The 20,410-nt window shown below is 59.2% G+C and carries 16 protein-coding genes; 7 read left to right on the top strand and 9 right to left on the bottom strand.

Translation table 11 applies throughout. The features are described from left to right. Nucleotides 1-2: 2 nt before the first annotated feature. Entirely contained in the window at nucleotides 3-5,432 is a 5,430-nt protein-coding gene (locus ACO6TG_RS25180) for an MG2 domain-containing protein (RefSeq protein WP_422375712.1), read from the bottom strand. Nucleotides 5,433-5,656: 224 nt separating this feature from the next. Continuing rightward, the gene (parA, locus tag ACO6TG_RS25175) at nucleotides 5,657-6,298 is read right to left on the bottom strand and encodes a ParA family partition ATPase (protein WP_422375711.1); all 642 of its coding nucleotides are present in this window, start codon (nucleotides 6,296-6,298) and stop codon (nucleotides 5,657-5,659) included. Between the two features lie 273 nt (nucleotides 6,299-6,571). On the opposite strand from parA, the gene ACO6TG_RS25170 reads away from it, so the two are divergent. Continuing rightward, nucleotides 6,572-8,089 (top strand): diguanylate cyclase domain-containing protein, encoded by a 1,518-nt coding sequence (locus ACO6TG_RS25170; RefSeq protein ID WP_422375710.1) that lies wholly within the window; start codon nucleotides 6,572-6,574, stop codon nucleotides 8,087-8,089. Between the two features lie 6 nt (nucleotides 8,090-8,095). On the opposite strand, the gene ACO6TG_RS25165 is transcribed toward ACO6TG_RS25170, so the two are convergent. The 5 genes from ACO6TG_RS25165 to phnC all read right to left on the bottom strand — a co-directional run bounded on the left by ACO6TG_RS25165 (nucleotide 8,096) and on the right by phnC (nucleotide 13,533). After that, nucleotides 8,096-9,256: a lytic murein transglycosylase gene (locus ACO6TG_RS25165; RefSeq protein WP_247646179.1), complete on the bottom strand. Its 1,161-nt coding sequence runs from the start codon at nucleotides 9,254-9,256 to the stop codon at nucleotides 8,096-8,098. A gap of 197 nt (nucleotides 9,257-9,453) precedes the next feature. Next, entirely contained in the window at nucleotides 9,454-10,791 is a 1,338-nt protein-coding gene (gene phnE, locus ACO6TG_RS25160) for a phosphonate ABC transporter, permease protein PhnE (RefSeq protein WP_422375709.1), read from the bottom strand. Between the two features lie 11 nt (nucleotides 10,792-10,802). Further along, nucleotides 10,803-11,651, bottom strand: a complete 849-nt coding sequence (gene phnE / locus ACO6TG_RS25155) for a phosphonate ABC transporter, permease protein PhnE (RefSeq protein ID WP_422375708.1) — start codon at nucleotides 11,649-11,651, stop codon at nucleotides 10,803-10,805. 73 nt (nucleotides 11,652-11,724) lie between these two features. Then, nucleotides 11,725-12,642 (bottom strand): phosphonate ABC transporter substrate-binding protein, encoded by a 918-nt coding sequence (gene phnD / locus ACO6TG_RS25150; protein WP_422375707.1) that lies wholly within the window; start codon nucleotides 12,640-12,642, stop codon nucleotides 11,725-11,727. A gap of 57 nt (nucleotides 12,643-12,699) precedes the next feature. Further along, nucleotides 12,700-13,533 (bottom strand): phosphonate ABC transporter ATP-binding protein, encoded by an 834-nt coding sequence (gene phnC / locus ACO6TG_RS25145; RefSeq protein WP_422375706.1) that lies wholly within the window; start codon nucleotides 13,531-13,533, stop codon nucleotides 12,700-12,702. A 396-nt stretch (nucleotides 13,534-13,929) separates the two neighbouring features. On the opposite strand from phnC, the gene ACO6TG_RS25140 reads away from it, so the two are divergent. The 5 genes from ACO6TG_RS25140 (at nucleotide 13,930) to ACO6TG_RS25120 (ending at nucleotide 17,525) form a co-directional block, all read left to right on the top strand. Continuing rightward, the gene (locus ACO6TG_RS25140) at nucleotides 13,930-14,556 is read left to right on the top strand and encodes a chloramphenicol acetyltransferase (RefSeq protein ID WP_422375705.1); all 627 of its coding nucleotides are present in this window, start codon (nucleotides 13,930-13,932) and stop codon (nucleotides 14,554-14,556) included. Nucleotides 14,557-14,620: 64 nt separating this feature from the next. Then, the gene (locus tag ACO6TG_RS25135; protein WP_422375704.1) at nucleotides 14,621-15,196 is read left to right on the top strand and encodes a helix-turn-helix domain-containing protein; all 576 of its coding nucleotides are present in this window, start codon (nucleotides 14,621-14,623) and stop codon (nucleotides 15,194-15,196) included. 161 nt (nucleotides 15,197-15,357) lie between these two features. Beyond that, nucleotides 15,358-15,888: an HD domain-containing protein gene (locus ACO6TG_RS25130; protein ID WP_422375703.1), complete on the top strand. Its 531-nt coding sequence runs from the start codon at nucleotides 15,358-15,360 to the stop codon at nucleotides 15,886-15,888. Between the two features lie 118 nt (nucleotides 15,889-16,006). After that, entirely contained in the window at nucleotides 16,007-16,372 is a 366-nt protein-coding gene (locus ACO6TG_RS25125; protein WP_422375702.1) for an STAS/SEC14 domain-containing protein, read from the top strand. 223 nt (nucleotides 16,373-16,595) lie between these two features. Then, complete coding sequence (locus tag ACO6TG_RS25120; protein ID WP_422375701.1) at nucleotides 16,596-17,525, top strand: hypothetical protein; 930 nt, start codon at nucleotides 16,596-16,598, stop codon at nucleotides 17,523-17,525. Between the two features lie 44 nt (nucleotides 17,526-17,569). Here the strand turns inward: ACO6TG_RS25120 and ACO6TG_RS25115 are convergent, their stop codons facing one another. Beyond that, nucleotides 17,570-18,358: a class II glutamine amidotransferase gene (locus ACO6TG_RS25115; RefSeq protein ID WP_422375700.1), complete on the bottom strand. Its 789-nt coding sequence runs from the start codon at nucleotides 18,356-18,358 to the stop codon at nucleotides 17,570-17,572. 12 nt (nucleotides 18,359-18,370) lie between these two features. After that, nucleotides 18,371-19,837 carry an aminotransferase class V-fold PLP-dependent enzyme gene (locus ACO6TG_RS25110; RefSeq protein WP_422375699.1) on the bottom strand — a complete coding sequence of 489 codons (1,467 nt, stop codon included), beginning with the start codon at nucleotides 19,835-19,837 and terminating at the stop codon, nucleotides 18,371-18,373. Between the two features lie 105 nt (nucleotides 19,838-19,942). On the opposite strand from ACO6TG_RS25110, the gene ACO6TG_RS25105 reads away from it, so the two are divergent. Continuing rightward, the gene (locus ACO6TG_RS25105; RefSeq protein WP_094070076.1) at nucleotides 19,943-20,404 is read left to right on the top strand and encodes an Lrp/AsnC family transcriptional regulator; all 462 of its coding nucleotides are present in this window, start codon (nucleotides 19,943-19,945) and stop codon (nucleotides 20,402-20,404) included. The last annotated feature ends 6 nt before the right edge of the window (nucleotides 20,405-20,410 follow it).

Below are 20,410 nucleotides of genomic sequence, written 5' to 3'. Positions count from 1 at the left end.
CCTTACCGCGTGGGGCCAAGGACAGTAAAGCGCCCGGTCGCAGTGATCGCTCGACGATCCGGGCGATACATGTCTTCAACAGAGGCTGGCGGATGTGTGTATTCCCCTGGTGTGGCCGCCCTGGCGAGATACGCAAAGGACAGCTCCTTGCCGCTCCACCGTGTCTGATCGACGGCAACCTCGAACCGGTCCCTGTAAAAGGCAGAATGCTCTGGTTGATCCACGGTATTCAGGAAGGACAGGCCACCCAGATCCCCGGATCGAACCAGCCGGGGATTGTCGATCACAAGTCCGGCCGGCAGACGGTCGACCACCATCAGGCGGCCCGGCTGATCACTCAGGGCCCGCACCGTGACAACGACCGCGAGCCGTGTGTTGACGGGAACAGCCGTCGGATCGACCGGATTGCCGTCCAGGTCATAAACGCTCCGCTCGACCGCGTAATCCTTGCCGCCTGCCGGTTCCGGCACCAGAGGCTGGCCGGCTACCGACACCAGCAGTTCGGTCGACACATCACCATTGTTGGTGATGGCGGCCGGGAACTCGCTGACTTCGCTGCCCTCCATCGACCACGCCAGACGGCCTGGTGTTTCTTCACCGCGTACTAACAGCTTGGCTTCAGCGGCAGATTCGTTGAGCGCGTTGGCCGCCAGAAGCAGCCAGGCCATATCCTGGGTCGAGCGACCGGAGGCGTTGGCCTGCGCCACCTTGAGAAGGTCGATGGCCTCGTCCTTGAGATCGCTTGCCAGGGAGGCCGAGGCGACATAGTCCGTCACAGCTGCAGTGTCGCGCAGCCTGGACCCGTAATCGCTGCGATAACCCCACACCGTTTTGCGCGGGAGCGCTGCGATTGCCGCCTTGAAGCCGGTCTCTGCCCGGGTCGTTTCTCCATAAAGACCAAGCGCGGCTGCCACCTGGGCCTTTGCCATCGGAGTGGCAAAATTCTGCAGCTTGGCGTCGAGATAGTATCTGAGGTCGCCCATGGAGGCACGACCATTGCGGGCCAGAACATAAAGCGCATAGGCAACGCCCTCCCCGCCGTCCTGGAAATCGGAAGCATACGCGACCCGGCCTTCCAGATTGTCCAAGGCGGACGTGAAAGCGATATCCGGAACCTTGTAGCCCTTTTCACGGGCACGTGTCAGGAAGTCCGTCACATAAGCGTCGAGCCATGTGTCGCCGTCGCCGTAACTCGACCAAAGGCCAAAATCACCGGACGACGACTGGTTCGACAACACGCGCCCGATCGCCTTGACGACCCGTTCGCGAATGGCGCTATCACCGCCGAGACCTGCTGCCTCGGCAACTTCGCTCAAATAGAGCAAGGGCAGCGCGCGGCTGGTGGTCTGTTCGGTACAGCCATAAGGGTAACGGTCAAGCGCCGCCAACAATCCGGCCACATCGATGCTGGCCGCACCGCCAGCCGTGAGCGTGATATCGACCGTGTCCGCGCGCAGTCCGTCAAAACTGTCGGCGGTCAGGCTGAGACTGTCGCCAGCCGCCAGCGCAAAGACCGACCGGCGCACGACCTCCGGCTGGGTGTCCATGATGTCCAGTCCGAAGCGCTTGACGTAGATCTTTCCGTCCGGCCCTGTCAGGGACGCCACGATTTCGGCGGTGGTCAAGACATTTCCAGCACCAATCCGCGTGAGAACGAGTTCCTTCTTTCCAGACCCCAACTCGATTGAGCGGGACAGGCTGACGGAGCCTTCCTCCAGGGTCACGCCGTCCGAGACGGTCAACTCCAACTCATAGGCTCCGGCAGCACCGTCGACATTGTCTATCTCCAGTGCCAATCGTGAACTGTCCCCGGGCGCAAGGAATGCAGGCGCACTGGCCGTCATCACAACGGGCGAACGCACTTCGACTTCCTTGTCCGCGTGGCCGACCCCGTCCCTCGTCCAGGCGACCGCCATCAGTTTCAGGGCTCCGTTGAAGGCGGGAACGTCGAACGAGACCGTTGCTTCTCCGTTGGGGCCGACTTCGACAAGGCCGGAGAACAGAGCAACCGGTTCTTCATCCGGTGGCGGCGCTTCAAGCCGCATCCCGGCCGCATCGCCGCCAGAACGAACCCTGCCAAGCGTGCCGGCTGTCCGGTCGATCAACTGGCCGTAAAGATCCCGAACATCCGTACCCAGCCGGCGCTGGCCGAAATACCAGCCGTCCGGGTCCGGCGTCTTGAACCTGGTCAGGTTCAGGATACCGACGTCGACGGCAGCCACGGTGAGATAGGCCTTGGTGCCCGCCTCGAGATTCGCCAGCTTGACGGGAACATCCAGCGTTGTTTCCGGCTGGATCCTGTCCGGCGGGGAAAGCTCCACGCTCAATGCGCGTTCACCGGGATCCACCTGCAGCCAAGACAGCCCCATGGACCGCGACGGCATGCGTTTCTCGTCCAGATCCATCGGCCGGTAGAGGCTCGCGGTGATATAGGCCCCGGCCCCCCAGTCGTCGCTGACCGGGATCTCGACCTCTGTCTCTTCACCGCTGACTTCCACCGTCTGGCTGGCCAGAAGGCCGCCGGACACGACATTGACGACGGCAATGCCGGCCATTTGAGGTTTCAGGCGCAGTTTGGCAATGTCGCCGGGCCGATAGCTGGTCTTGTCGAGACCGACATCCAGGTAGTCCGGGGTTTCCGACGACGCGTCCGCCGTGTACCAGCCGGCATTGAAGGTGACCCGGGTCGTCGTCAGAACGGCGCCATTGCCAGCCACATCCAGACGGTATTCACCCCAGTCCACCGGCAGGGACAATTGCGCAGGCTGGCCGGCCTTGACGTCGAATTCACCGGTGTCGAGACGGCGGGTTGTCGTGATCGGTTCATAGGACCAGCGGCCGTCATAGCGGTACCACTGGTACCGGCGGTCGACCTTCGACAGGGTCCAGACCAGGCCCTTAGCGTCGGCTTCCTTGCCGTCCGGTCCGACGACAATGACAGAAAAATCAGCCGGGCCACCCTCATCGACGCCGTCTTCAAAGGCCGGCTTGATGCCAATGCGCGGCCCATCCAGGGCAACGGGAAGATCAAGATCGCGCTCAACATACCGGCCGCCTGCTTCCACAAGGCGGGAAATGACGGACGCGTCATAGACCATGGACGTTTCCGGCAGGTCCGGCATGAAGACTTCGAAGGTCAGCTTGCCATCCTCGTCTGTCTTCAGACCGGAAGTGATGGAGCCACGCTGAGAATAGGCGTCGGCATCCGGCACGCCGAACCTGTAGCCCGGATAGGCTTTCAGCGAGCGTACGGGACGCACGATTACGTCGCCTTCCAGCGTCTGACCGCTGGCAGGCGAACCATAGAGGAACCGGGCTTCCAACGACACCTCTGTCGGTGCCGTCCGGTTGAAAGTGCCAGCCGCTGTTTCAAGGTCGAAGTCGACCCGCTCGGGCTGATAGTCCTCGACAAGGAAGGTTTCTTCCGACAAGGCCCGGCCTTTCGGGTCGGCAAAGACCCGCCAGGACCAGATACCCTGCTGCGCGGAGCTTGCCAGCGTCAGGTTCTGCAGGTGGCCTCCCAGACCGCCATCTGCCACCGTGAAGCGGGCGTGTTCAACGCCGTCGGGCCTTGTGAAGATGAAGGTCAGCGGGAAATCTTCCTGGGCCACCGCCGCCGCATTACGCAAGAGTGCCTGCGCATGAACCGTTTCCCCGGCCTTGTAGATGCCACGATCGGTCCAGGCAAAAACATCGAGCGGACCTGGTGCCGGACGCCCTTCGACGCCGCGGTCGGAGAGATCGAAGGCGGGTTTGCGCAAGTCGAGGAAGGAATAATCGCCTTCCGCCGTTTCGGCCACCAGGACGCCAGGCGCCCGGCCACCTCTCCCGCGCGTCAGACCAGCTGCAAATTCGGCAAACCCGTCCGCGTTGGTGACCGTTTCGCTGAGGATCTCGTTGTTGACGGCCAGCAGGCGAACGTTCACGCCTTCCAGCGCTGCTGCGCTCGAGAGAGATCGAATATTCGCGGCAATGCCGGTATCCCCCTCCAATGCGGTGAGCCCCAGGTCCGACACCAGAAACCATTGTGTTGCCAGGGCTCCGTAACGGTTCTCCTGGTCCAGCCGGGATCGTGCCGTCAGGGCGTAGACACCGGGTTTCAGATCGATACCGGCCTCAGACACGGGGATCGCCGTTGTCATGTCGCGGTTCAGCTCGTTGCCGGTCTCAACAATGCCGGACCAGACCTTTTCGCCAAGTTCGTCCTCGATCTGCTCCGCCTGCCAGTTGTCCAGCTGTCGCAGGAAGCGGTTGTCACGTAGAATGTCGGCAATTGACCGGTTCCCGACCCGGTAGATTGCCGCCTCCACTTCGTTCGTATTCACCGAAACGATGGGGATGGTCGGGTTGCCGCCGGCGGGCAGCACATAGGACCGGCTCAGGAAATTGACCGAAGGCGACCGATCCTTGACATAGAAGGAGACGTCAGCGGACTTGTTCAGCGTTTCACCTTCGGCCGACGGCAGGCCGCTGCGCGCCGTGATCTTGTAGCGTGCTCCGTGCTTCAGACCATCCGCACAGATCTGGTTTTCCTCCGCCTCGACGGCAAAGGTGCCTTCGCCACCGACGGTCACATAGGGTGTCATGTCCTCGCCGACCGGCAGTTTCTGGGAGAAGACCAGGCAAACGCGCGGCGAGGCGCTGTCGGAATCCACTTCATGATCGACAATGCGGAAGCCGTGTTCGGCGACCAGTTCGTCGTAGCGATACCGGATGCTGCTGTTTTCTTCCAAAGCCAGCGAGGCCCGGTAGGCCTTGATCGCGGTCCTGTATTCGCTTCGATTGACCAGTGCACGCGCCAGAAGTTCCAGCGACAGCGCGCGTTCTTCCGCACTGACGGCTCTCAGATAGGCGTTGATCGACGCAGAAACGGCACTTTTGCGTTTGTTCTCCTTTTCCTGCCAGTCATCCGGATCCTGCAGAAGGAGTGCAGTTGCCAGATGTGTCCAGGCCTTGAAGTCACCCGGCTCCAGTTTCAGAACCTGCAGGAAATCGGCTTCCGCAAGTGCTCCCTGGCGTTCGCTGAGGGCGACGAGACCACTCTGACGGAGTTGGGACGCAGTCTGACCTTCCGCACGTATGGAATTGGCGATGCTCTGGGAATAGGTCTCGGCGCTTTCCTGTTGCGATTTCGGCACAAAAACCAGTTCCGCCTTCCGGTCCGCACTCTGATCGACCCGCGGCTTTTGCACTTCGACAACCCTGCCGGCGACGGCTCCGACAAAGCTCTGCAATTCTCCAAAGTCGGATTTCAGGAAACACCAGCCTGCAGACGTATTGAATGTGAACGCCTGACACTGGTCGTCACCCAGGCAAACAGCCTTGCAGCCCTCAAGGTCGACATCCTTGACGGTGCGGTAGTCGCTTCCGAAATAGTCGGCATCATCGATGGTGACGATGCGCTTATCCTGTGCGGCTGTCGACAGTGTCATCAGCCCGGCTGCGCTTATAGCCAGTGCCGTGACCTTTGCGGTTCTCAAAAGAGGCCCGAGTCGAAAACGTTTTTTGTGATCAAAGCTGTTTGAAACAATAGCAAAAATGGACATGGCCAGTCCTCCTGGGCCCAGACGTTCCCCTATCAAGGCACCGGAACGTGACAAGGACAAGGCAAATCTGCCGCGATCCGCACTTCTCCTGACGTAGAGAGAATAGAGACTTAATCGATGCGCACGATCAATTCGTCAACCAGCGCCGCAACTTCCTGTGCCGCCTTGCTGGTCGGCGCGGCTTCGGTGACGGCAGCCCCCTGTCCCATGGCAGCCGCAAACACGGTGCGGTTGCCGAGCCGGGCCGCAAGCGCGTCATAGCCGGATTCAACGATCGCCTCTGCCATCTCCTCCGTCAGGGAGGCCCTGGGCGGTACGCGATTGAGAATCAAAAGCGCCGGCGTGTCTTCGCGCGCCGCCATTTCGAATGTCTGCGCTGTTGCCCAGAGATCGACCGGCGTCGGTTGCACCGGCACCACGACATAGTCAGCCGCGTCGATGGCCGGTTTGGCATCGACATCCGTCTTGGGCGGTGTGTCGACCACCACATATCCGTGGGATCTGGCCAGTGACCGGGCTTCGCGGCGTGCCCCCCAACCCGAAGCCGTCCGAAACTCAAGACCGGTCTCGTCTTCACCGAGCCTGTCCTCCCTGGCTTCGTACCAGGTGCCGAGCGAGCCTTGCGGATCCACGTCGAGTATTGCGACCGGCTCCCCTGATCGTGCTGCGAGTGCCACAGCCAGATGTACCGCAAGCGTGGTTTTCCCCGATCCGCCTTTTTGCTGTGCAACAGTCAAAATCCGCCCGGACATGCAATTTCCTCCTGAAAATCGCCGATATATTGCGCCGCACCTTTTCGCAACGCAACAAATCTATGGCTTATCCCAATGAAATTCCCTTGCGGAATTGGAAAACTCGCTATGATCACCAATGATATTTTTTAGCTCGTCGATCTGAAGGAGGCGAAACTGAAGGAATTGCAGGAGCGGAGTTGGGCCCTTCGATGGCGTCATCCGGCCTTTTGCAAGCGCCTGCTTTATCGCGCTCTTGATCTGTCCGCTCCCCAATCTCCGAGCGATCGCCCGTTGCAATTCAATCTGGCCTGGCTTGAACGCTGGTCCGGGCATTTCGATGCTGCTGCCAGACTGGCGGATGACGCCCTGAACAAGATGGACCTCGACCGGGACCCCGAAGGCTGGTCGGAACTGCTTGTCATCAAATCCGTTTGTGCCTACAGCCTCGGCGAGCTCAGCCTTGCGGACGAAATCCTCGGAGAAAGCCTTGATGTGCTCGGGCCGGCCGCTCATTCGAGGGCCGGCATCGAACCTCTAACCGTGCTTGCCAACATGTGCGCCTATTACAATGACTACGACAAGGCGCAGGACAAGCTGAACGATGCCATGGCAATCGCCGATGAACTTGGGCTGGTGTTTGAGCGAGGCCACATTCTGCAGACCCTGTCGCGGGCCGAGCTTCGCAACGGCAAGATTGAAAAAGCGGTGGCGGCCGGTCGGACCTGCCTTCAACAGTCTCTGGCAAGCCGCAACGCCGTAAACCTGCCCTATGCCTACGAAGTGCTTGGCGCAGCCCTTGTGGAGGCCGGTCACCTGCAGGAGGCCCGGGAATGTGCACAAAAAGGGCTCGTGGCTGCGCAGTTCAGCCAGGATCACCGGGTGGCCTGCCACCTCTATTATGTGCTCGGGCTAAGTTACTTCGAGGAACAGCGTTTTGACGAAGCGCGCGCTGATCTTGAAAACGGCCTTCTGAACGCTGCCGGCGCCGACTACCATCACTGGACACGAAATTTCTATCTGAAACTGTCGCATACGCACGAGGCCCTTGAAGAGCACAGAACCGCGCTCGGTTATCTGAATGCCTATGTTGAACTGCAGAAGAAGCTGGTCGCCGAAGAGACCGAGCGGGCGAGCAACGATTTCCGGAACCGGCTGGAATTCCGTCTGGCGCACAGCAAGGCCGACTATGAGCGCGAATTGCGCACCAAGACGGAAGCGCTCAACAAGGAACTGCGCGAAGTCAACGAGACCTTGCGCACGCTCAACGCCCAGATCGAACATAACGCGCTTCATGATGCGCTGACGGGTATCGGGAATCGCCGCATGATGGACCGGTATTTCGAGATGGTGCAGCAGACCTTTCCGCCCGGAACCCGGATTTCGGCAATCCTGATCGATCTCGACCGGTTCAAAAGCATCAACGACCAGGACGGGCACTCGATCGGCGATCTCGTGATCAGAACCGTCGCCCTGCGCCTGTCGGCACTGATGGATGAAAGCGAAGCCCTGATCCGCATGGGCGGCGACGAATTCCTGATCCTGTCAGCGGATCGAACCGGCCTGGACGACCTGACATGCCTGCTGGAAGAGGTCATCCGGGACGTCAACGAGCCCATGAGCTTCAAGGGCGCTCAGCAGAAATCCGTGGGGGCGAGCGCAGGCGCGGCCGTCTGGGAAATCGGGCCGCTTCTGGAATACGAGCTTCTGAGGGCTGCGGACGAGGCGATGTATGAGGCCAAGAAATCGGGCCGCAACAGATACTGCCTGCATTCCAGCGTCTACAGGTCCATCACCCAGGACGCCTCCTGACGCTCGTTACCGGCCGCCGAGCGCATAGTAGATGTTCCAGGACGGCCTGCCGGTAACCGGCATGCCGTATTTGGCTTCCGCCTTGCGAATGCCGGCGCGTGTGGCCGGTCCGACCTTGCCGTCGGGTGTGCCGACGTTGAAGCCGTTCTTGTTCAGGAGTTTCTGCAGCTCCCAGCGCTGCGCCCGCGACAGGCCAGGATTGTTGGTCGGCCAGGGTGTCTTGAAGGGTTCACGTCCTGCGACCAGTTCCGACAACAGCGCAATCGCAAGGCCATAAGATGTCGACGCGTTGTAGGATCTGAGCGCACGAAAGTTCCGGGTCACAAGGAAGGCTGGTCCCTTCACTCCTGCGGGGCGGATCAGCGCCGCCTCGAGTTTGCCGGAGAGGGCTCCTCCGTCGACCTTTTTCAGCCCGCGCTTGGACCAGGTGGACAGAGAAGCATATTTCTTGCGGCCGGATGGCCCGGAATAGCCGCCGGGAACCTTGACCTCAACACCCCAGGGGCGGCTGTCGCGCCAGCCGGCGTTCTTCAGGAAGTTCGCGGTCGAGGCCAGGGCATCCGGGACGGAATTGACCAGATCCTTGCGCCCGTCGCCGTCAAAGTCGACCGCCAGACTGTTGTAGGTGCTGGGCATGAACTGGGTCTGTCCAAAGGCCCCCGCCCAGGAGCCGACAAAGTCCTTTTCCGGCACATCACCGCGCGAGGCGATCTGCATGGTCTTGATCAGCTCTCCGCGGAAGTATTTCTGGCGCCTCTTGCCGGCACAGGCCAAGTTGGCGAGCGCATGCGGCGTGTAGAAATCGCCCCGGAAGTTGCCGTAATCGCTTTCGATACCCCAGACCGCCAGCACCACATGCCGGTTGACGCCATAGCGCTGTTCAACGGCCGACAGGGTGCGATTGTGTTTTTTCAGCAGTTTCTTCCCGTCCTGAATGCGCTGCGCATCGACAAGAAAGGCCATGTAATCCCAGATTTCCGTCTTGTGTTCCGGCTGGGAAGTGGAGAACCGGATGACCTTTTCATCATAGGAGGCCCCCTTGAGCATGCGTTCGGCGACCTCTGGCCGCACACCGGCGGCAATCGCCTGCTTCTTGAGCGAAGCAACACAGCTTTCAATCGCCTGTGCAGAACCTGTCGAGACCAGCCCGACCAAGCCCGTTGCCAACAAGCTTCCCAGAAGACGTTTCAAGATCCGCTGAGGCAAAGCCCCCTCCTCCAGCAAGGAATCACTAATCAGACGCTGCCACGCTAGCGCGACGGAATTGCGGCAAGAAGCAGCATGATGCAGTTATCAAAGGCTAAGCAAGAAAAACCCGGACCGATTACCGGCCCGGGTTCTTCAATCCGACGCTGTTCAGAGGCCTATTTGCCTTCGATCAGCTTGCGCCGCAGCCAACCTGAGGTCTGGTCCATCGCGATGACGACGGTGATCGTCAGAATGATGATGTAACTGGTGTTTTCCCAGTCGCGCGAGGTCTTCATTGTCTCCACCAGCATCAGGCCGATGCCGCCGGCGCCCAGCGCACCGATGACCGTTGCAGAGCGTGTGTTCGATTCCAGGTAATAAAGAACCTGAGAGACAAACACCGGCAGGATCTGCGGGATGACACCGAAACGATAGCGCTGGATCTGGCTGGCGCCCGTCGCCCGTACACCTTCCACCTGCTTGTTGTCGATATTCTCCAGCGCTTCTGAAAACAGTTTGCCGAGCGATCCGGTGTCCGTGAATGCGATCGCCAGGGCGCCTGTCAGCGGACCGAGACCGAAGGCCCGGATGAAGATCAGCGACCAGATCAGCATATCGATGCCGCGCAGGAAGTCGAACAGCCGGCGGGTTCCGAAGCGCAGGATCTTGGACGGCGTGAAATTGCGTGCGGCCAGGAAGGCGAGCGGCAAACCAAAAATCGCAGCCGTAATCGTTCCAAGCACAGCCATCATGATGGTTTCAAGCAGGGCAACAAACACTTCACCGTGCTGCCAGTCCGGATTGTCCAGGAACTCGTGCAGGATGAAGGACATGTTCGACTGGCTGGGGTCAATACGCTCGTTTGAGAGCGCAATCGCCCACAGCTGGCTGAAGGACATGCCGTGCAATTGAGAGCCGAACGGGAACCAGAAATTCTCCCAGCCGCCGAAGTAATTGTGCACTTCGATCTTGGTCTTTGTCACCTGAACGCGCCGGTCAAGTGTCGGCCGGGCATTGAACTTCCTGGGATCATCCTTGATCCATTCGGGCACCGGTCCAGGCGGCAGTTCCGTGTTGACGCCGCTGTTGGTCGCCGTGACCTTGATAAGTCCGTAGTCCGGCACGTCGAACTCCATCACCTTGCCGGTGATCGTGATCGTGTAGCCCTCGCCCAGATCAACAAAGGCATCTGTGCCGTTGACCTCAACCCAGTCAGGCAGCTGGTCAGGCTCATAGGTTGCCCGGCGCTCGCCTTCAATCGCGACTTCCATGATGTCGCGGCGGAGCAACTTGGTGACGTGAACCTTGTAGGCGACCGAGTCGGTTGCCAGAATGGCCGCCCGCTCGGGCTGAGCCTTGGCCAGAAGGTCCGGCACACCAAAAGCGAACCAGGTGTAGATCAGGTAGGTCAGGATCGCGATCGGCACCCCGACGGTGATCCTGGCCCTGCGGCGAACGTTCTTGAAAACGGAATTGCGGTCGAAAACCGGTTCATTGAGTGTGTCGATAGCCATCTCGAAATTCCTCAATGAGCCCGGCCGGCGCCGACGAGTTTGCCGCGCAGGTAGGACGATGCCTGGTCAATAAGCATGATGGTCAGGAACAGAAGAACGAAGATTGCAGCGGTCTCATCCCCTGCGCCCTGCCCCCAGCCAATGGTACGGCGCAGCTCCTGCCCGATGCCACCGGCCCCGACAAAGCCGAGAATGGCCGAGGCGCGCACGTTGATTTCAAGTCGCAGCAGGAAATAGCTCAGATAGTTGGGCGCGACCTGCGGCATCACCGCATAGCGAATGCGCTGCAGCCAGCTGGCGCCACAGGCAGAGAGGCCCTCGATCGGTTTGCGGTCGATGTTGTCATTGACCTCGGAAAAAAGCTTGCCCAGCGCACCAGCGGTGTGAAAGGCAACCGCAATCATGGCCGGCACGGGACTAGAGCCGAGGACGAAGATCAGGAACAGCGCGATGATAAGTTCGGGAAAGGCGCGCATGATGTCCATCATGCGGCGCACCACCGGAATGAGCGGGCCCCAGCTGTCAACGTTCCGGGTGGAGGCCATCGCCAGCACAACGGCCATGGCGCCGCCGATCAGGGTGGCAACGGCCGCAATATTGAGCGTTTCCAGCATTGCGGGAACAAAATGCAGGATCAGGCTGAAAAAGGCCGGTCCGGCTTCCCAGGCTTCGACAACGATTTCGCCCGGATAATCAAAGAACTTTGTCAGGCCCTGCAAGAAGCCGCCGGAATTCATCTCGTTCGATTTAGAGTACCCGGACATAAGTACGGCGACGACCAGCAGCAGCCCGATCAGGGAGTAAAGCTGGCGTCGTTTGCGCAGTGTCAGGATTTCCTGTTCGAGTGCGGCAACGGCCATTTCAAAATCCTTCGAGGAAGTCATAGAAAACGCGGGCCGGAAACCGGCCCGCGTTCGGGTTCAGAAGAACCGTTTAGTTCTTGTTCTTGGCCTTACGGGCTTCGACGATGTTCACGTAAGCGTCGTGGGTGATCGGCATGAAACCCTTGGTCTCACCGGCCGCGATGTTGTAGGCGCAATCCGGGTCCATGGAGTTCAGGGAAGCGATCAGGCCGGTCATCTTGATCTTGACGTCTTCCGGCAGCTTCTTGGACAGAACAATCGGGCCTTCCGGGATCACCGGGGACTGCCAGATCTGGCGCAGTTCGGTCATGTCGACCAGACCGGCGTCAGAAGCCTTGCGCAGGGCGCCGGAGTTGTAGCCGTCTTCCCACTCGCCCAGGCCGTCGGCCCAGGTGACGCCGGCATCGATGTCGCCGTTGGAAACAGCAACGATGGTCTGCTCGTGACCACCGGTGAAGACCACGTCACCGAAATATTCGCCCGGCTTCATGGAGTAGCCTTCCTGCGGGATGGCGATGGACGGGATCAGGTAACCGGACGTGGAGTTCGGGTCACCGAAACCGAAGACCTTGCCCTTCATGTCTTCCAGGGAGTTGATCTCGCTGTCGTTGCGGGCAAAACCGATGGAGTAGTAGCCGTAGCCGCCGTCAACGTTGACCTTGACCAGAACCGGGTCAACTGCTTCCGGGTCGGTCAGGTAGACCTTGGCGTAGCTGGAAGCGCCGAGCCATGCCAGGTCGAGGTTGCCGCCGAGCAGCCCTTCGATCACGCCGTTGTAGTCGGCCGGTGCGAACAGCTTGACCGGAACGCCGAGAAGGTCAGCGGTTTTCTGCTCCAGGCACTCATAAGCACGCAGACGGTCGGAAGCGTTTTCACCGCCCAGGATGCCGATGCGGAATTCAGTGATTTCAGAAGCACCTGCAACAGAGGCGTTCAGAGCGATCATGCTGACTGCGGCCAGCGCAGCAACTTTAGCAACGATTTTCATGTGGGACACTCCCCGAGAGTTCTCAAACTTGATGACGTCATAAGGTGTGCAGCCGGATCAGACCGCTGCTGCCGCCGGGGTCATCGCACCAGCGGATTCTTGTGCGCCGGACTTGCCGGCGTCGATGGCAGTTGAGGTTGCTGCCTCGTTGAAGCTTTCATCGGCGCCGTAGATCTCACGTGCCACATTCGTGGTAAGTTCTTCGGGCTTGCCGTCAAAAACGATGAAACCGTCCCGCATGCCGATCACGCGGTCGCAATAGCTGCGGGCGGTGTCGAGTGTGTGCAGGTTGCAAAGCACGATCTTGTTGTCGCGCTCATGAATTTCGCGCAGCGCATCCATGACGATCTTGGCGTTCATCGGATCGAGCGAGGCGATCGGCTCATCGGCCAGGAACATATGCGGGTCCTGCATCAGGGCCCGTGCAATGGCGACGCGCTGTTGCTGACCGCCGGACAGTTCTTCTGCCCTCTTGGTCGCTTCCTGTGCAATGCCGAGGCGGTCAAGCGCGGCGAGTGCCGTGTTCACATCGTCTGCGCTGAAAATGTTGAACAGGCTCTTCAAGGTGCCATGACCGTTCAATCGGCCAAGCATCACATTGGTGCAGACATCGAGCCGCGGGACCAGATTGAATTGCTGGAACACCATGGCGCAGTCGCGCTGCCAGCGGCGCATCATGCCACCGCGCAGGCCGAGAATGTCGCGGCCCTCAAACAGGATCTGACCGGAGGTCGCCGGTGTCAGCCGGTTGATCATGCGCAGCAAGGTGGATTTGCCGGCGCCGGAGCGGCCAATAATGCCGACCATCTGTGGCTGGTCGATATTAAAACTTACTTTGTTGACCGCGGTCCGAGACCCAAAGGTCTTGGTGACTTCCTGAAACTGAATCACGCGCCAGCCCTGTCCGTGTTTGTTCGTATCGCTGGGCGACAAGAGCCATTGAACCATTACATTTGGATGACAGTCCCTTGACTGAAACGTCAAAAATTTATGACAGATCAATGACATACCGCTGCGTTAAACGGATTCCGGACCGTGACACGGCTAGATTTCCGCAACGCGCTCAGGGCTTTCGGACCATCGTGACCGTCTCTTCGGCCATCAAAGTTTTCCAAGAATGATTTGCCGCCAATCTAAATATTCACATGTCCGGGCCATCCAATGGCGGCTGTTCACAAGTTGAAAAAACTGAAAACAGTCACAGGACCGTCATTAAACTGTCATTGATCTTGCCTGCCGACCGTCTACAAACCGGTCCCGCCTCTCACACCAAACATTGGAAACACCATGTCAGCGCCGCACCAGAAGCCCAGCCTCACCGAAGCCCCGAATGTTCATCCCGATGCCAGTGTGATGAATTGCGAGCTTGGCATCTGGACGGAAGTCGGTGCTCACACACATATGCGGGAAAGCCAGATGGGCGATTATTCCTACATCGTCCAGGACGGCGATGTTGTCTGGTCGACTATCGGCAAGTTCTGTTCGATTGCACGCCGTGTTCGTCTGAATCCTGGCAATCACGCCACCTGGCGCGCCTCCCAGCACCATTTTACCTATCGCGCTGCCGCCTATGGACTCGGTGAGGATGACGGTGACTTCTTCCAATGGCGCAAGGATGACTGGGTCACCTTCGGCCACGATGTCTGGATTGGCCACAATGTGACGGTGCTGGCCGGCGTCACGATCGGCACGGGCGCCATTGTTGCGGCCGGTGCGGTCGTTTCCAAGGACGTTGCTCCCTACACGGTGGTCGGCGGTGTCGCCGCGAAGGAAATCAAGCGGCGCTTCACGGCCGAGCAGGAACAGGGCCTGATGGATGTTGCCTGGTGGGACTGGAACCACGACCAGCTGAAGGAACGGCTTCCGGATTTCCGTGGTTTGTCCATCGATGCCTTTATCGAGAAGTATCGCTGACGCGGATCGGGCATGCGCCTCGGAGTGAGCTGATTTCGCCGCCGATTCGCGTTAGACTTGGCACATGCCCACTGAAACCGCCGTTCTTCAGACCAGTCTCGGCCCATCTCTTCGGCGATGGCGGGCGCTGAACCGCGTCAAGCAAGAGGTGCTGGCACATGAGCTCGGCGTCTCCCAGGCGCGGATCTCCAGATGGGAAAGTGGCCATGCCCAGCCTGACGGCCGGCACCTTCTGAAAATCACCCAGCTGCTGCGCGCACGTCCCTCAACTGCCGCGGACCGGGCGTTGCTTGACCTTGTGAGCCGCTCGTCCGATACCGTCCACCTCGTCTGTGACCTGACCCACAGGCTGCTGGCAATGTCAGCTGGCCGCGAGAAGGAATGGCGCGCTCCGGTGTCGGAATACTTGAACCGGCCTTTGTGGCGCTTTGCCTCCGACGGCATCAGGGCGGCCGAGCAATCGCTGGCAGAAAATGGCTGGTACGAGCCGGACGGTCCGGACATTCTGTACAAAACCGAGCGGGTCGAGTTTCCCGAGATGACCATTCCGGAATGCTCTGTCCGTATCTCCCGTCTTCCCCTCGCCGACGGCAGCTTTGCACGACTGGTGCGTGCGGATCGTACATCTGCGATGTCATAGGTGCGTGGGAGGGCGGTGCATAATTTATTCACACGCTCGCTGCCGATCCGCCAGGTCGCTATTTTTGGCGTATGGACAAAACACTTCACCAAAATGAACCCGCAGTTATCTCATGCGAAAGACTGACCGGCCTTCTTGCCTTCCTCCAGGCTGCAGAGCAGTTGAAAGACACGCTGCGCTCCGGGACGACACGCAGCGGACGGCCCGAAAGCACGGCCGAGCACAGTTGGCGCCTCGCACTGATGGTGCTTGTTTTTGAGAAGGACCTGCCAGGTCTCGACATACCCAGACTGTTGAAACTGTGCCTTGTCCATGACCTTGGCGAGGCTATCTCCGGCGACGTCCCCGCCCCTTCGCAAACGGCTGAAGATGATCGTGAGGAACGGGAACGTCGGGACTTTCGCTCCCTGTGTGCAACTCTCCCGCAGGACATCGCGTCCGAATTGCTGGCGCTTTGGAATGAGTATGCAGCGGCGGAGACAGCTGAAGCCTGCCTTGCCAAGGCCTTCGACAAGCTGGAAACGATGTTACAGCACCTTCTGATGCCGGAGGGTGACGTGATCTTTTACGAATTTAACCTGCATTATGGCCGCGACAGGACCGATTGGTCTCCCCTCACGCGCCAGATCCGCGAGATCATCGACGGCAGGACATCCGAACGCCTCGGCACAATGGACCGAAAGCTGGGGTAATGCCGACAGGCATTCTAAGCAGTTACCCTGAGAGGGCTCTCGGACCTTGATTGCCCTTCTGGCATGCCCCTATCCTTCTTCAAGTTGCATAGCTTACCGACCTGACGGAGGACCTGCCATGTACACAATCCTGCCCCGCAGCCGGGACGCCGTTCTGGGCGTCGAAATATCCGGGAAGATCACGCTGGACCAGGAAAAGGAGCTGATCGCCAAGGCAGAGGAACTGATTGAGGATCATGGCAAGATCAGCGTGCTGGTGGTGATTGGCGAACATGCAGGTGTGTCCTTCGAGGCCGCCGCCGCGGATATCAAATGGGTGCTGGCAAACATGCAGCACTTGAGCAGGATCGCGATCGTCACCAACAGCAAACTGCTTGCTGTCCTCGTGGCCGTGGACGCAACCTTTGCCAAAATGGTCGGCATCCAGGAACAGCATTTCGACCACACCGAGATCGAGACGGCCTGGCACTGGGTGGAGAGCTAGGTTTCGCCGTTGTTTTGCCTACTTGTGTTGCCGGAAAGGAACTCGTTCGAGAACAGTCTCGTTAGACGCGGGTGTCGAACGCCGAACGCCGCCAGTTCAGCCTTTAAACCCACAATTCCGCGGACTTCAGACTTGTGAAAGACATCTGCCCATAAATTTCCAGTGACGCTCTCTCAAAGTCGCATTGAACGTTTCTTCAGCAAGTCAATCTGCATCTCCCGATATGGATCATTTTGAAAAATACCAGGACCTTTGCCGACTGCTCGCTTCCTGTAACCGCGACCAGTTCAAGGCGAGAGAACAACTCCTGCGGGACAGTTTCGAAGAAAAGGCGATGAAGCGCCGGTTTTTCGGCGGCGTGAACTTGCCTCCCCTCAACCCGAACATGACATGGAACAGCACGCGCAAGGCTCTGCTCAAAAAGCCGTTTTTAAGGACATTCTATCTCGCGGAAAACAGATCGAAACTGTACGAACTCTTGCAGGTCGAGACGCCCGACGCGTTGCTGCGCCGGGAAAAATCAATACGGGACAAGATCGATCAGCTGCCACCGGTTGAGGTGAAAAAGACGGAATTGCGTGCCGGTTCGGAACGCACGCCCGATTCCAAGATCGGCACACGCGTTTATCTAGAATTGCCAGATCGCAGTGACTTCGACGGGCCTAAAGTCCGCGGTCACTCACGCGAAGCCCATGTCGCCGTTTCTCTGGATGAATATGCAGCACTGACATCGCGGTACAATGAGCAAGAACTTTATGTCAGCAGCATTTCCCGGTCCTGTCACTTTGCGGAAAACTCTCATATCTCGACCGAGGAACGTGCTGTTCAAGGGTATCGTGACGAAGTCTGCGATCATACACGATTGTCCATAAGTCTCTTGTTGTCACAGAAGATCTTTCAAACAATCGACGCCTTGTCCAAGGACTGGTTTTCAGGTGCAACCGAGACTGACAAAAGAACCGTCCTGCTGACGATAGATGTCCCCTCAGACACACATCTCTTACGGCGAAAGCTCGGCAAAGGTGAAGGCGTGACGTTCAGGGCAATTGAGTGCAGGGAAAAGAAATTGGACGGATTTCACCTGCATTTGCTTGACGGTGCAAAAGAAGCAACGCGCAGTTTCGCTTTTTTGGAAACCGCAGAAGCATCCTGATGCAGTCGCCTCCCAGCGTAGCTGCACAGGTCATCCGGATTAGGTCACGCTTCAACCAGTTCCTCGTCGCTGAGAAAGGCCGTCTGCGCCACCTTGCCGTCCCGAACCTCGATCATCTGGCCCTGGGGCACTTCCATCCAGCAGCCGCGCGCTTCATCGAGTGGCTCGGACACCACCATCACGCCATCTTCATAGACACGGTAATAGAGCGACGGGGCAAAACTGTCGGAAGCATAGCGAGCTGCATAGAGCGTGGTGCCATCCGACCAGCCGGCGGCAAACCGCATGTGTGGCGTGCTGCCAGCATATCGTGACAGGGCTTCAGCTTCGAAGACCGCCCGCGCCATGGCAGCCCTCGGGTGGTGTTTCAGACCGTAGGCAAGAGCAACCAGAAACAGGCTTTCGCTGTCTGTTGCGCCGATACGGTGCCTGTAGAGGTCATCCGGGATCATGTTGTCGAGCCGCCGGCGTACCTTGTCGTAGCCACCGACCTGGCCGTTGTGCATGAAGGTCCAGTTGTCATGGGTGAAAGGATGGCAATTGTCCCGTGTGGTTGCCGTGCCGGTGGAAGCCCGGACATGGGCCAGGAAATGCCCGGAGCGAATATGCGTTGCGATCTGCAGAAGATTGGGGTCGGACCAGGCGGGTCTGACGTCCTTGTAGACGCAAGGTGTCTCCCGGTCGCCATACCAGGCAACACCGAACCCGTCGGCATTGACCGAGGTCTTGCAGGAAAGCGCATTGCGGCTTTGGTCGATCAGCGAATGTTCCGGGTCGCAGATGATTTCTTCGAGATATTTCGGAGCCCCGCTCCAGGCAGCCCAACGGCACATTTTGACTTTTCCTTAAGCTGCGTCCCGGACGGCCTTGAAACGGGCGGTCGTGGCGTCGCAGTCATAGTAATCCGCAACCGGATAAGGATTGCTTGCCAAATCCTCGACAGCGGCGATGATCCTGTCCACCTTTTCGGTCGACATCAGCACGGAAAAATTGAGCCGGGTCCAGCCCGGTTTTTTCAGTTCTTCGCCGGAGAGAATGCCCTGGCGCAGCATTTCGGACTGGGTCTCGTCGATCTCCAGGAGCCGGTGTGCATATGGGCCTGCGCAGGCACAGCCGCCGCGCGCCTGAACGCCGTAAAGATCCGACAGCATGCGCGTGACCAGTTGCTGATGGATGTAGCCGCCCCGCTCCAGATCGCGCACCCTGAAGGAAAAAACGGGCAGGACGTGCCGGGCGTTCGGATTGCCGAGTATTTCAATGGCCGGACTGGCCTGCCACACGGCAAGAGCCTTTGCACGCCAGGCGGCATTGCGCTCATCCATCAGACGCTGACCGATACCTTCCTTGACCAGAAACGCAAGCGCGGCCCGGATGTCGCCGATGACATTGGGGGTGCCGGCCTCTTCACGGGCGGCGATATTGTCGGTGTAGTCATGTGCCCAGGGCGAGACGAAGCGAACCGTGCCACCGCCCGGAAAAACCGGTGTTGTTTTCTGCACGGCGGCCTTGCGCAGGATCATCACGCCGGACGCTGCCGGCCCGCCGATGAACTTGTGCGGCGAAACAACGATCGCGTCCTTTTCCGCCTCCGTTCCGGCCTTCATGTCGATCGGCAGGTAAGGTCCGGCCCCGGCGCAATCCCAGACACTGAGCGCGCCATAGCGCTTGAGCAGACGGGTGACCGCATCCTCGTCGGTGACAATGCCGGTGACATTGGACATCAGCGAAAACGCACCGACGATCAACCGGTTTTCACCCGCGGCTTTCAGGACATCTTCGAGCGCTGTGAGATCCGGACCGCCATCGGCTGCTTCGACAATTTCGATGACCTCCGCCCCGCTTTCGCGCCAGGGCAGGATATCCGAGTGATGTTCATACGGCCCGATGACCACCAGCGGGTTTTCACCCCGTTCCGCCGCGCCCGAAACGCCGAGCAAATGCACAAGCCGGTTCAGACCCGCCGTTGCGCCGGCGCCGCAAAAAATGGTGGCAAATGCCTCGTCCGCACCACAGATGCGGGCGATCTCCGACCTTGCAGCTTCCCGCATGCGGGTCATGACCCCACCGCAATAGGACGCTTCCGTGTGACTGTTGGCGTAGACCGGCAACACTTCTTCCACCACAAACTCTTCCACCTGGCGCAAGGCCCGGCCGGAGGCAACATAGTCGGCATAGATCAGCTCCCGCTCCCCGAAAGGTCCGGTGATCGTTGTTCCTTCGCCGATCAGCCCCGCACGCAGGCGGGCCGTCAGGTCCGGGCCGGAAAGACTCTCGCGGAAATGATCGAGGGCTGTACCGGTGCTTTGGGTCATCTGATGCTCCGAATCTTGATTTCGAAGATCATACGACCCAGGAGGATCAGAAAACCTCACCTTTCTAAGTTGTCGTTATCGAATTTTTGTGTCAATTGATCTGTTATGGAGAAAAAATTCGATCAAATTGATCGCGCCCTTCTACGCGCGCTGCAACGCGATGCCAGATTGTCGCAACGGGAGCTCGCCGAAGAGGTCGGTCTTTCGCAAAATGCCTGTTGGCGGCGCCTCAAATCTCTTTATGAAAGCGGCCTGATCGAAAGTCACACGGTGCGGCTCGATCCGGAACAACTTGGATTGAACCTGACGGTGTTTGTCATGATCCGCACCCGGCACCATTCCAAGGACTGGCTGGAGACCTTTCGCAGCGAAGTCACCTCGATCCCGAATGTGATCGATTTCTACCGGATCGCCGGCGATTACGACTACATGCTGAAAGTGGTGGTCGAAGACATGAACGCCTTCGACCGGGTCTATCAGCGCCTGATCGAAAAGGTCGATCTCGACACGGTCACGTCCTACATGACCATGGAAGCCATTGCGGATGCGCGTAACCTGCCGATCTGAATGGTG

It is taken from the genome of Roseibium sp. (assembly GCF_965233565.1).
Lineage (GTDB): Bacteria > Pseudomonadota > Alphaproteobacteria > Rhizobiales > Stappiaceae > Roseibium.
Note: the sequence above shows the minus strand (reverse complement) of the source record. Positions and strands in the feature narration are given on the sequence as shown.

Bases quoted from the DNA above. Each gene is read 5' to 3' on its own strand.
- ACO6TG_RS25120 (WP_422375701.1), top strand. From the start codon at position 16,596: ATGGATCATTTTGAAAAATACCAGGACCTTTGCCGACTGCTCGCTTCC.
- ACO6TG_RS25135 (WP_422375704.1), top strand. From the start codon at position 14,621: ATGCCCACTGAAACCGCCGTTCTTCAGACCAGTCTCGGCCCATCTCTT.
- phnE (WP_422375708.1), bottom strand. From the start codon at position 11,651: ATGGCCGTTGCCGCACTCGAACAGGAAATCCTGACACTGCGCAAACGA.
- phnE (WP_422375709.1), bottom strand. From the start codon at position 10,791: ATGGCTATCGACACACTCAATGAACCGGTTTTCGACCGCAATTCCGTT.
- ACO6TG_RS25125 (WP_422375702.1), top strand. From the start codon at position 16,007: ATGTACACAATCCTGCCCCGCAGCCGGGACGCCGTTCTGGGCGTCGAA.
- ACO6TG_RS25110 (WP_422375699.1), bottom strand. From the start codon at position 19,837: ATGACCCAAAGCACCGGTACAGCCCTCGATCATTTCCGCGAGAGTCTT.
- ACO6TG_RS25180 (WP_422375712.1), bottom strand. From the start codon at position 5,432: ATGACACTGTCGACAGCCGCACAGGATAAGCGCATCGTCACCATCGAT.
- ACO6TG_RS25115 (WP_422375700.1), bottom strand. From the start codon at position 18,358: ATGTGCCGTTGGGCTGCCTGGAGCGGGGCTCCGAAATATCTCGAAGAA.
- phnD (WP_422375707.1), bottom strand. From the start codon at position 12,642: ATGAAAATCGTTGCTAAAGTTGCTGCGCTGGCCGCAGTCAGCATGATC.
- ACO6TG_RS25105 (WP_094070076.1), top strand. From the start codon at position 19,943: ATGGAGAAAAAATTCGATCAAATTGATCGCGCCCTTCTACGCGCGCTG.
- ACO6TG_RS25140 (WP_422375705.1), top strand. From the start codon at position 13,930: ATGTCAGCGCCGCACCAGAAGCCCAGCCTCACCGAAGCCCCGAATGTT.
- parA (WP_422375711.1), bottom strand. From the start codon at position 6,298: ATGTCCGGGCGGATTTTGACTGTTGCACAGCAAAAAGGCGGATCGGGG.